The sequence below is a fragment of the Streptomyces amritsarensis genome (assembly GCF_001953875.1).
GTDB lineage: Bacteria > Actinomycetota > Actinomycetes > Streptomycetales > Streptomycetaceae > Streptomyces > Streptomyces amritsarensis.
Map to the genome: position 1 here is coordinate 1 of NZ_MQUR01000148.1, position 11,803 is coordinate 11,803.

General features: G+C 73.9%; 10 protein-coding genes. 9 read left to right on the plus strand and 1 reads right to left on the minus strand.

Annotation, left to right across the window (positions count from 1 at the left end):
• Positions 1 to 489 (plus strand): alpha/beta fold hydrolase (locus AVW11_RS37590; protein WP_240528332.1); only part of this gene is annotated, 489 nt, incomplete at its 5' end.
• A 71-nt stretch (positions 490 to 560) separates the two neighbouring features.
• Here AVW11_RS37590 and AVW11_RS33930 read toward each other — a convergent pair.
• Positions 561 to 2,213, minus strand: a complete 1,653-nt coding sequence (locus AVW11_RS33930) for an acyl-CoA synthetase (protein ID WP_076046942.1) — start codon at positions 2,211 to 2,213, stop codon at positions 561 to 563.
• A gap of 187 nt (positions 2,214 to 2,400) precedes the next feature.
• On the opposite strand from AVW11_RS33930, the gene AVW11_RS33935 reads away from it, so the two are divergent.
• From AVW11_RS33935 to AVW11_RS33970, 8 genes are all read left to right on the plus strand, one after another.
• Positions 2,401 to 3,201: a crotonase/enoyl-CoA hydratase family protein gene (locus tag AVW11_RS33935; RefSeq protein WP_030848685.1), complete on the plus strand. Its 801-nt coding sequence runs from the start codon at positions 2,401 to 2,403 to the stop codon at positions 3,199 to 3,201.
• Positions 3,202 to 3,468: 267 nt separating this feature from the next.
• Positions 3,469 to 4,437: a Zn-ribbon domain-containing OB-fold protein gene (locus tag AVW11_RS33940; protein WP_030848683.1), complete on the plus strand. Its 969-nt coding sequence runs from the start codon at positions 3,469 to 3,471 to the stop codon at positions 4,435 to 4,437.
• The gene (locus AVW11_RS33945; RefSeq protein ID WP_030848681.1) at positions 4,437 to 5,510 is read left to right on the plus strand and encodes a thiolase domain-containing protein; all 1,074 of its coding nucleotides are present in this window, start codon (positions 4,437 to 4,439) and stop codon (positions 5,508 to 5,510) included. The genes AVW11_RS33940 and AVW11_RS33945 overlap by 1 nt, the downstream gene beginning before the upstream one ends.
• Positions 5,507 to 6,736: a thiolase domain-containing protein gene (locus AVW11_RS33950; protein WP_240528333.1), complete on the plus strand. Its 1,230-nt coding sequence runs from the start codon at positions 5,507 to 5,509 to the stop codon at positions 6,734 to 6,736. Before AVW11_RS33945 ends, AVW11_RS33950 begins: the two co-directional genes overlap by 4 nt.
• A 131-nt stretch (positions 6,737 to 6,867) precedes the next feature.
• Positions 6,868 to 7,095 (plus strand): DUF397 domain-containing protein, encoded by a 228-nt coding sequence (locus AVW11_RS33955; RefSeq protein WP_370466718.1) that lies wholly within the window; start codon positions 6,868 to 6,870, stop codon positions 7,093 to 7,095.
• Between the two features lie 151 nt (positions 7,096 to 7,246).
• Positions 7,247 to 7,855 (plus strand): hypothetical protein, encoded by a 609-nt coding sequence (locus AVW11_RS33960; RefSeq protein WP_030848675.1) that lies wholly within the window; start codon positions 7,247 to 7,249, stop codon positions 7,853 to 7,855.
• 25 nt (positions 7,856 to 7,880) lie between these two features.
• Entirely contained in the window at positions 7,881 to 8,297 is a 417-nt protein-coding gene (locus AVW11_RS33965; RefSeq protein WP_030848672.1) for an ACT domain-containing protein, read from the plus strand.
• Positions 8,298 to 8,480: 183 nt separating this feature from the next.
• Complete coding sequence (locus tag AVW11_RS33970) at positions 8,481 to 11,336, plus strand: ATP-binding protein (protein WP_076046943.1); 2,856 nt, start codon at positions 8,481 to 8,483, stop codon at positions 11,334 to 11,336.
• Positions 11,337 to 11,803 lie beyond the last annotated feature (467 nt).

An 11,803-nucleotide genomic window follows, 5' to 3' on the forward strand; every position in this document is an offset into this window, starting at 1 on the left:
CCCAACGCGTGGGCCCTCGGCCTGGGGAGCACCGCCCGGGACCGGCTGGCGGCGGCCCACCTCAGGGAGGGGGCCGAGCCGTACGACACGGCCGTTCAGGCGTACGGGCGCATCCTCGGCGGCGCCGACACGGACGAGGAATGGGACCGCGCGGCGCCCCTCTTCTACGGCCGCTGGGACGATGTCGCGCGGGCGCACTTCGCCGCGGGCGAGCACGAACAGAACGAGAAGGCGGCCGCGGCCTTCGCCGGCCCGGACGCCTGCGACCCGCCCGCCGTCCGCGCGGCCCTGCGCCGCGTCGCGGGGGAGGTGCTGGTGCTGGCGGGCGAACTGGACGGCAACCCGCCGCCCGGCCTCGCAGGGCAGATCGCGGCGGCGTTCCCCGCCGGAGTCCTCCACGTCCAGCCCGCCGCCGCGCACTTCCCGTGGCTGGACGACCCCGCCGGTTTCGCCGAGCGCGTCGGGCGCTTCCTGGCCACCGGAGCCTGACCGGGACGAACGGGTCCGGTTCGGCGCCGCGCCACGTGCGACGCGGAGCCTGACCGGACCCGCCGGTCCGCTCAGCGCGCGGTACGGGGGCCCGTCCCGCCGGTGTCCGCCTCCGTCGCGACCGCCTTCGCCCAGCGGTAGTCCGCCTTGCCGCTGGGCGACCGCTGGATGGCCGGCGTGATGACGAGCTGGCGCGGGATCTTGTAGCCCGCGAGCCTCGTGCGGCAGTGACTCTGGATCTCCTCCAGAGTCGGCGCCTGCGCCCCCGGCCGCACCTGGACCACCGCGGCCACGTGAGCGCCCCACGTCGGGTCCGAGACCCCGGCCACCAGGGCGTCGTACACGTCCGGATGCGACTTCAGCGCCTGCTCGACCTCTTCCGGATAGACCTTCTCGCCACCGGTGTTGATGCACTGTGAGCCGCGGCCGAGCACGGTGACGATGCCCCGCTCGTCGACGGTGGCCATGTCGCCCAGCAGCACCCAGCGCTCCCCGCCCTTCCGGAAGAACGTGTCCGCCGTCTTCTCCGGGTCGTTGTAGTAGCCGAGCGGCACGTGGCCGCGCTGCGCCAGGCGCCCCGGCTCGCCGACCGCCACCGGTTCGTGCGTCACCGGATCCACCACCTGCGTACGGTCGTTGACCTCCAGGCGGAAGCCCTTCTCCGGGCCGGAGTCGTCCGTGGCCCGGCCGTTGGAGCCGGACTCGGAGGACCCGAAGTTGTTCAGCAGCAGGACGTTCGGCACCAGCCGCTGGAACTCGGCGCGCACCGTCTCGGACATGATCGCCCCCGACGAGGAGACGCTGAACAGCGACGACAGGTCGGTGCCCTTCAGCGGACCGTTCAGGGCGTCGATGAGCGGCCTGAGCATCGCGTCGCCGACCAGCGACACGCTCGACACCTTCTCCTTCTCGATCGTGCGCAGCACCTCCTCGGGCACGTACTTGCGGTGGATGACCACCCGCTGGCCGTAGTTGAAGGCGATGAACGAGGTCAGCGTCGACGTCCCGTGCATGAGCGGGGGAGCCGGGAAGAAGGTCAGCCCGGCGCCGCGCGCCGCCACCCGCTCCGCCAGCTCCTGCGGCCGCTTCACCGGCTCGCCCGAAGGCTCGCCGCCGAACAGCCCGGCGAAGAAGAGGTCCTCCGCCCGCCACATCACGCCCTTGGGCATGCCCGTGGTCCCGCCGGTGTAGATGATGAACAGGTCGTCGGCGCTGCGCGGCGGGAACCCGCGCGCGGGCGACCCGGCCGCCTCCGCGTCCGCGTACGCGACCGGGGCGACCGACGGCTCCGCAGCCCCCTCGGGCACGTCGCCGACCCGGATCAGGTGCCGCAGCTTCGGGGTCTTCGGCAGCGCGGCCGCCACCCGCCCGGTGAACTCGCCCTCGAAGACGAGCGCGGCGAGATCGGCGTCGTTGTAGAGGTAGACCAGCTCCTCCTCCACGTAACGGTAGTTGACGTTCACCGGAACCAGCCGGGCCTTCAGGCAGGCCAGGACGGTCTGGAGGTACTCGATGCCGTTGTAGAGGTGCAGGCCCAGGTGCTCGCCGGCCGTCAGGCCGCTGTCCAGCAGGTGGTGCGCGATCCGGTTCGCCGCGGCGTCCAGCTCCGCGTACGTGAGGCGGCGCTCGGCGCCCGTCCCGGGGTGGTCCACGTACACGAGGGCCTCGCGGTCCGGGACCACGTCCACGACCGACTCGAACAGGTCGGCAAGGTTGTACTCCACCGTTCCTCCTGACCCCGTTGTTACCGATGACTGGCCCCGCGGCCGGCTGCTCCGGCGGTCATTAGAGCGCCGTGGCAGGCAACTGGGAAGGGCACCGCCCAAATAATCTGACTGAGTGTCAGAAAACTATTGAACTGCACCCTCCCCTACTGCAACCTGTTCTAGGTCTTGAGACGGGAGGACGGCAATGGGTGGGACGGAACACCTGACCGTGGAACGCCGCGGCGCCACGCTGGTGCTCACCATGAACAGGCCCGAGGCGAAGAACGCGCTCTCGCTGCCGCTGCTGGTGGGGCTGTACGACGGCTGGCTGGAGGCGGACGCCGACCACGAGATCCGCTCCGTGGTCCTGACCGGTGCGGGCGGCGACTTCTGCGCCGGCATGGACCTCAAGGCGCTGGCCGGCAAGGGCATGGCCGGCGACCAGTACCGGGACCGCCTCAAGGCCGACCCCGACCTGCACTGGAAGGCGATGCTCCGCCACCACCGGCCGCGCAAGCCGGTGATCGCTGCCGTCGAGGGCTACTGCGTGGCCGGCGGCACCGAGATCCTCCAGGGCACCGACATCCGGGTGGCCGCCGAGGGCGCCACCTTCGGTCTCTTCGAGGTCAAGCGGGGGCTCTTCCCGATCGGCGGGTCCACGGTGCGGCTGCCCCGTCAGATCCCGCGCACGCACGCCCTGGAGATGCTGCTGACCGGACGCCCGTACTCGGCGGCGGAGGCGGCGCGGATCGGCCTCGTGGGACGGGTCGTCCCGGACGGCACGGCGCTCGACGCGGCCCTGGAGATCGCCGAGCGGATCAACGCGTGCGGGCCGCTGGCGGTCGAGGCGGTCAAGGCGTCGGTCTACGAGACCGCGGGGCTGACGGAGGCGGAGGGCCTGGCCTCCGAACTCCTGCGCGGCTGGCCGGTGTTCGACACCGCCGACGCGAAGGAGGGGGCGCGCGCCTTCGCCGAGAAGCGGCCCGCGGTGTACCGCCGGGAGTAGCCCCGTACCCCGTCCGCCGGTGGGCCGGAACCCCCAAGCCCTCCCGCCCCCGGCCCGGGCCAGGCCCCTGCGGCCGGACCCGAACCGGCCCTTCGGAGGCGGACCCCGGAGCCGGACAGCCGGACCCCGGACCCGGGACACCGACCCCGGGCCCGCCCGGATCCCCGCGCCCCCGGCGGCGGGAGTGCGGGACCCGGCGCGCCGGGGCCTCCGGCCGGGCCGCCGGACCCCGCCCGCACCCGCAATCAACCGCATCGGAGAGCCACCATGACAGCTGCCTCCCCACCGGAGGTGCTCCGCGCGCCTCTCGTCGTCGAGTTCCCCTTCACCCGGTCCCTCGGGCCCGTCCAGAGCGCCTTCCTCACCGGCCTGCGCGAGCGCGTCGTCCTCGGCGTGAAGACCGCCGACGGCAGGGTGGTGGTCCCGCCGACCGAGTACGACCCCGTCACTTCCGAGGAGGTACGCGACCTCGTCGAGGTCGCCGCCACCGGCACCGTCACCACGTGGGCCTGGAACGACCGGCCGCGCCCGAACCAGCCCCTGGGGACCCCCTTCGCCTGGGTGCTGGTCAAGCTCGACGGCGCGGACACCGCCCTGCTGCACGCCCTCGACGCCCCCGGTCCCGACGCCGTGCGCACCGGCATGCGCGTCCGCGTCCGCTGGGCCGCCGAACGCACCGGCGCCATCACCGACATCGCCTGCTTCGAGCCGTCCGACGACGCCGCACCCGCCTCCGAAGCCGCACCCGCCCCGCACGACGGCGTGTTCCGCGACGCCGTCACCGGCATCGTCGCCGAAGCCCGCCTGGACTACGTCTACAGCCCCGGCCGCGCGCAGACCGCCTACATCAACGCCCTCTCCGAGCGGCGGACCGTCGGCGAGCGCTGCCCCTCCTGCCACAAGGTGTACGTCCCGCCGCGCGGCGCCTGCCCCACCTGCGGCGTCGCCACCACCGACCAGGTCGAGGTCGGCCCGGCCGGCACGGTCACCACTTTCTGCATCGTCAACATCAAGGCGAAGAACCTGGACATCGAGGTCCCCTACGTCTACGCCCACATCGCCCTCGACGGCGCCGGCCTCGCCCTCCACGGCCGGATCGGCGGCATCCCCTACGACCAGGTCCGCATGGGCCTGCGCGTCGAGCCCGTCTGGACCGAAGGCGGCCGCTACCCCGACCACTACCGCCCCACCGGCGAACCGGACGCGGACTACGACGCGTACAAGGAGCTCATCTGATGACCGGGCCCAGGACGAGCAGGTACGCACGGGACGTGGCCGTCGTCGCCTTCGCGCAGAGCGACCACCTGCGCCGCACCGACGAGCTCAGCGAAGTCGAGATGGTCATGCCGGTCCTCCACGAGGTGCTGGCGGCCACGGGACTGAAGGCCGGCGAGATCGGCTTCACCTGCTCCGGCTCCAGCGACTACCTGGCGGGCCGTGCCTTCTCCTTCACCATGACCCTCGACGGGGTCGGCGCCTGGCCGCCGATCTCCGAGTCCCACGTCGAGATGGACGGGGCGTGGGCCCTCTACGAGGCCTGGGTCAAGATCCAGACCGGCGAGGCGGACACCGCGCTCGTCTACTCGTACGGGAAGTCCTCGCCCGGGTCCGTGCGCGACGTGCTCACCCGCCAGCTCGACCCGTACTACCTCGCCCCGCTCTGGCCCGACTCGGTGGCCCTGGCCGCCCTCCAGGCCCGGGCCCTCATCGACGCCGGCGAGACCGACGAACCCGCCCTGGCCGCCATCGCGGCGCGCAGCCGGGCCGACGCCGGCGCCAACCCGCACGCCCAGCTGCGCGGCGCCGTCCCGCAGGGCGACCACCAGGTCCGGCCCCTGCGGACCGGGGACTGCCCGCCCATCGGCGACGGCGCCGCCGCCGTCGTCCTGGCGGCCGGCGACCTCGCGCGCCGGCTGTGCGAACGCCCCGCCTGGATCACCGGCATCGACCACCGCATCGAGGCGCACGGCCTGGGCCTGCGCGACCTCACCGACTCCCCGTCCACCCGGACCGCGGCCGAGCACGCGGGCCTCTTCGACGCGCCCGTGGACACGGCGGAACTGCACGCCCCGTTCTCCTCCCAGGAGGTCGTCCTGCGCAAGGCCCTCCGGCTCGGCGACACGGTCGCCGTCAACCCCTCCGGCGGGGCACTCGCCGCCAACCCGATGATGGCCGCCGGTCTGATCCGCATCGGCGAGGCGGCCGCCCGCATCCACCGCGGCGCATCCGACCGGGCCGTCGCCCACGCCACCTCCGGCCCCTGCCTCCAGCAGAACCTGGTTGCCGTCCTGGAAGGGGACCGCGCATGAGCACCTCCGGCACGTCAGACCCCTCCAGCCCCTCCAGCCCCTCCGGCATCTCCGGGGCACCGGGCAAGGAGCCGGTCGCCGTCGTCGGCATCGGCCAGACCAAGCACGTCGCCGCCCGCCACGACGTCTCCATCGCCGGACTGGTCCGCGAGGCCGCCACGCGCGCGCTCGCCGACGCCGAGCTGACCTGGGCGGACATCGACGCCGTCGTCATCGGCAAGGCCCCCGACTTCTTCGAGGGCGTCATGATGCCGGAGCTGTACCTGGCGGACGCGCTCGGAGCCGTCGGCAAGCCGATGCTGCGCGTGCACACGGCCGGCTCGGTCGGCGGGTCCACCGCCCTCGTCGCCGCCAACCTCGTGGCCGCCCGCGTCCACCGCACCGTCCTCACCCTCGCCTTCGAGAAGCAGTCCGAATCGAACGCCATGTGGGGGCTCTCGCTCCCCGTCCCCTTCCAGCAGCCCCTGCTCGCCGGCGCCGGCGGCTTCTTCGCCCCGCACGTGCGCGCGTACATGCGGCGCACCGGCGCGCCCGACGGGGTCGGCTCGCTCGTGGCGTACAAGGACCGGCGCAACGCGCTGAGGAACCCCTACGCGCACCTCCACGAACACGACATCACCCTGGAGAAGGTCCAGGCCTCGCCCATGCTGTGGGACCCGATCCGGTACTCCGAGACCTGCCCGTCCTCCGACGGCGCGTGCGCGATGGTCCTCACCGACCGGGCCGGCGCGGCCCGTTCGCCGCATCCGCCCGCCTGGGTGCACGGCGGCGCGATGCGCAGCGAGCCCACCCTCTTCGCCGGCAAGGACTTCGTCTCCCCGCAGGCGGGCAAGGACTGCGCCGCCGACGTCTACCGGCAGGCCGGCATCACCGACCCGCGCCGGGAGATCGACGCCGTCGAGATGTACGTGCCGTTCTCCTGGTACGAGCCGATGTGGCTGGAGAACCTGGGCTTCGCCGAGGAGGGCGAGGGCTGGAAGCTCACCGAGGCCGGCGTCACCGAGATCGACGGCGACCTTCCGGTCAATCCCTCGGGCGGCGTGCTGTCCACCAACCCGATCGGCGCGTCCGGCATGATCCGCTTCGCCGAGGCAGCCCTCCAAGTACGCGGCCAAGCCGGGGAACACCAGGTCCCGGGAGCCCGCCGGGCCCTTGGGCACGCCTACGGCGGCGGCGCGCAGTTCTTCGCGATGTGGCTGGTGGGGGCGCAGGAACCCACCACCTGACGCAAGCCGTCCGCCCGCCCGGGTGCCGGACCGGTCACGAGTGACTCACCGTGGCCTGTGCGGCACCCGCTGCGATGGTTAACCTGGCCCCCGGACGACGTACCGGGAGGAGCACGCACGTGGCCGAGAGCATGACTTCACAGCCCCTCGCTGGCTGGGGGAAGCCGGACCTCGATCTCACCGAGGCCGACTGGCAGTCGAGCAGCCGGGGAGCGGGTGACGTCCAGATCGCCTTCGTCGAGGGCTTCATCGCGATGCGCAACAGCGAGCGCCCCGAGAGCCCCTCCCTGATCTTCTCGCCGGACGAGTGGCACAAGTTCGTGCTGAACGCCCGGGGCGGGGAGTTCGACCTCACCTGACCGCACGCCGCCGCCCCCTCCCCGCCGGGGCGGCGGCCCCCGCGCCGGCCGGCCGCCGCGGCCGTCGTCAGCCGGTGGGCGGGGTACTCAGGGAGCCGTTGAGTACTCCCGCTCATGATCCGCGGGATCGCCGCTGCCTACAGTGACCCGCATGGACACGGACCCGACCCCCACCGACACCGCGACCGCGGACACGCCCCGGTGGTTCAAAGGCTGCGCCGTCGCCGCCCTCTGCCTCCTCGGCCTGGCCGGCCTCGGGGCGTGGGCGCTGGCCGAGTTCGAGAAGGGCCTCGACGGATACGGCCAGCTGGAGCAGAGCGGCCCGTCCGGATACGTGGCGGACCCCCTCGGCCCCGGCGCGACCGCCCGGTACGAGGACGGCCTGAAGATCACCGTCAGTCGCCCGCGCGCGGAGCCCGACGGCACCTACAGCCTCACCGTGACCTACGACAACGACACCGACGAGGAGCTCCGCCCCGGCGGCGACTCGGCGGCCACCGCCGTGTCCTCGTACGGTGACGCGCCCCTGGCCGTACGCGCCGGCCGGTCGCTCGACGACCACGCTTCCGGATACACCCTGGACTGGCTGAACGCCCAGGCGTCCGCCGCCGCCCTCATGCCGCCCCTGGGCGCGGAGCGCAAACGCACCGTCCCGGTCCGCGTCAGGCCGAGCACGAAGGGCGTCCCGGTCACCGTGGAGGTGCGTCCGCCGACCGCCGGCTTCCGCGAGACGGCGTACTTCCAGCTCACCCTGGACTGACCCGGCCGGTCGCTAGGGTGGCGGCATGAGCGGAGAGAACGACCTGCGCAAACTGCTGAGCGGCATGCGACCGGAGCTGAACGAGGGCGCGTACGTGTTCTGCACCGTCCCCGGCACCGCGGTCCCTGCCGGAACCGCGCCCGTCGCCACCGTCCTGGAGGACGAGGGCCTCACCCTCGTCCTGCGCCAGGAGGACGCCGACGCCGCCGGACTCGCCTACGACTACACCGCGGGCTGGATCACCCTGCGGATCCACTCCGCGCTCGACGCCGTCGGCCTCACCGCCGCCTTCGCCGCCGAACTCGGCGCCCACGGTCTGAGCTGCAACGTCATCGCCGGATACCACCACGACCACCTCTTCGTGGACGCCGACAGAGCCGCCGAGGCCGTGGCCGTCCTGGAAGACCTCGCGGCACGTTCCGGACAGGACCGATCGGCTTGAGGACCGCATCGGACCCTCATCCGACAGCCATCGGAACCCACTCGAAACCCTCCCCGGAAGCCCGCGGAAACCCCCTAGGAAGACCGTCGGAAAAGAAGATCGGATTCTTTCCGACAGTGGGATCCCCCGCGATGTGCGCGGGCGTACGCTGATCTCCCAGAACAGGCCTGGGGGGTACCAGCCATGACGGAACACCGGGCGCGCAGACGGCGCACCATGGTCGAACGCGACGCCGAACTCACCATCGTCGACGAGGCCCTGGACCAGCTCACCGGTCCCGGGCCGGACGCCGGCGGCGCCCTGCTGGCCTTCTCCGGGCCCGCCGGCCTCGGCAAGACCACCCTGCTCGCCGAGCTGCGCCGCCGCGCCCACGCCCGCTCCTGCACCGTCCTCGCCGCCCGCGGCGGCGAACAGGAGCAGAGCCAGCCCTTCCACGTCGCCCGCCAGCTCATCCAGCCGCAACTGGCCGGCACCTCCGAACAGGAACTGCGCGCCGCCCTCGGGAGCTGGTACTCCATCGTCGGCCCCGCCCTCGGACTCTGCGCCCCCGAACAGGGCGCCCCGCCCGATCCCCAGGGCCTGCGCGACGGCCTCGACTGGGTCCTCACCCACCTGGTCGTCAAACGCGCCCCCGTCGCCCTCGTCCTCGACGACGCGCACTGGGCCGACCCCGAGTCCCTGAGCTGGCTCGCCGCCTTCGCCCCGCGCGTCGAACACCTCCCGCTGCTCCTCGTCGTCGCCTACCGCCCCGACGAACTGCCCGCGCACGCCGACGCCTTCCGCACGCTGCCCGGCCGTGCCGGACAGCGTCCGCTGCCCCTCTCCCCGCTCACCCCGGCCGCCGTCGCCGCGCTCGTCCGCGAGGCCATCGGCGACCACGCCGACGACGCCTTCTGCCACGAGGCCTGGACCGTCACCGCCGGCAACCCCTTCGAGGCCGTCGAACTCACCGCCAAGGTCCGCGGCAGGGGCCTGCGGCCCGTCCGGGAGAACGCCCCGCAGCTGGCCGACCTCGCCGCCGCCCAGCGCGGCAGCGGCCTCGTCGCCCGCCTCGAACGCCTCGGCCCCTCCACCGTCCGCTTCGCCTGGGCCTGCGCCGTCCTCGGCACCGCCATCCCGCAGGACATAGCCGCCCGGGTCGCCGCCCTCGGCGCCGAGGAGGCGGCCGGCGCCACCACACGCCTGCGGGACGCCCGCATCCTGTCCGCCGCCGGATCCACGACGGACCAGGAACCGCAGGCCGGGCTGGAGTTCGTCCACCCCCTCATCGCCACCGCCATCTACCGCGCCATCCCCGACGCGCTGCGCGTCGCCCTGCACGGGAAGGCCGCCGCGGCCGTCGTCGACGCGGGCCTCGGCGCCTCCGCCGCCGCCCGCCACCTCCTGGAGACCCACCCCGAGAACGACCCCTGGGTGGTGCGCACCCTGCGCGAGGCGGCCGGCGAGAACCTCCGCGCCGGCGCCCCCGACGCCGCCCGCCGCCAGCTCGCCCGCGCCCTGCGCGAGCCACCCGACTTCGACGAACGCGCCGCCGTGCTGTACGAACTGGGCTGCGCCTCCCTGCTGACCGAGCCCGCCAACACCGTCAACCACCTGCGGGCCGCCCTCGCCGAACCCTTCGACGACCCCGCCCTGCGCCAGGGCATCGTCATCCGGCTCGCCCAGGTCCTCGCACACAGCGACCGTCTCGCCGAGGCATCGGAAACCCTCGCCCGCGAGATCGCGCAGACCCCGGACGTACGGGCCCGACTGCGCCTGCAGTCCGAACAGTTCATGTGGGACGCCTTCAACGCCGCCGAGACCGACTCACCGGCCCGCTCCCGCCGCCTCACCCGGCTCGCCGACCGCCTCACCGGCCGCGACCTCACCGAGCGGTACGTGATCGCACTGCGCGCCTGGGACGCCTGCCTGCGGGGCGAACCCGTCGACGTGGTGCTGCACCACGCCGGCCGGGTACTGGAGCGGCCCTTCAGCTGGGCGTACGAGGACCGCGGCTTCGAAGTCCCCGTGCTGGCCGCCATGGTCCACATGTACGCCGACCGGCCCGGCCGCGCGGAGGAGCTGTTCGAGGCGGGCACCGCCGAGTTCGAGCGCCAGGGCTGGCGCGGAGCCCACCTGTCCTTCGCGTACAGCCTGCGCGCCTACATCCGCTACCGGCGCGGACGGCTCGTCGACGCCGAGGAACTGGCCCGATCCGGCCTCCACCTCGCCGAACGCGTCGGCCGGCGCACCCCCGTCCACTGGTACGCCATAGCGATCCTCCTCACGACACTGCTCGCACGCGGCCGCGTCGACGAGGCCTGGGAGCTGGCACAGGAGCACGAGTTCGGTGCGCCCTTCCCGGCCGCCGTGGTCTTCCCCGACTCGCAGACCGTCTACGCCGAACTGCTGCTCGCCCGCGGCGAGGTGCGCGCGGCCGTCGCCGAACTGGAGGCGGTGGAGCGGCGGCTGACGCCGCGCGGGATCCAGAATCCCGCCTGGTGCCCCTGGCAGCTGCACCTCGCGCGGGCCGTCGCCGCCGACGATCCGCAGCGGGCCCGCGCCCTCGCCGCCGACGCCGTCCGGCGGGCCAGGGCATTCGGCGCCCCCTCCGCCATCGGCCAGGCCCTCAGGGTCGCGGCGGAGGTCGCCGCGCCGCAGGACCGCACCGAGTTCCTGCGCGAGGCGGTCACCCTGCTCTCGACGTCACCCGCCGGCTACGAACTCGCCCGCGCCCTGAACGCCCTCGGCTACGGGCTGCGCGACGCGGACCTGCTGACCGCGGCCGTGGTCACGGCCCGGGAATGCGGCGCGGACGCCCTGGTGGAGGAGGCCACCGAGACCCTGCTGGGCCTGGGCGGCGCCCTGCCCGGCGGATCGCCGCGGGTGGACTGGGTCACGGAGGAGGAGATCCGCGCCGCGGACCAGGCCGTGCGCGGCGAGAAGGAGCCCGAGCCGGCCTCCCCGGACTGGGTGCTGTCCGCCGCCTGCCGCAAGCTGGGCACCGACCGGTCCGGGCTGCGCGCCGCCCTGGAGTCCTTCGCCCGCAGCTCGACGTGATCGCGGCCGCTCCCGGCGGGCAGGGTCCCCGGTGGACCCCATCGGCAGAGTCCCCCGTTCCGGAGCGAGGCGGCGGCCTTCGGCAAGGCGGTCCGCCGGGCGTACCACCTGGGTGATCCGGTGCCGCAGGTCCCGTCGAATCCCGGCTGGACGGTCACCGACCCGGTCCGCCACCTCGGCGGAGCGCACCGCTTCCCCGCGCACGTCCTGCGCGCACGGCTCACGGCCCCACCCGCCCCGCCCTCCCCGATCCCCCCGCCGTCGCCGTGGACGCCGCCACCCGGACGGCGACGTCAGGGCCCCGGCCCTGACCGCAGCCGGCAGCAGACGCCACCGGGTACGGGGGAGAGGTACCGCTTCCGGCGTACGGACGGCCCGAAATCCCGGACGGTCCTCTTCTCGGGTGACCCTGTGCTGCTGGAGACCGGCGCCACCGCGCCGGAGCCGGCGAGGCCGCCGGCTCCGGC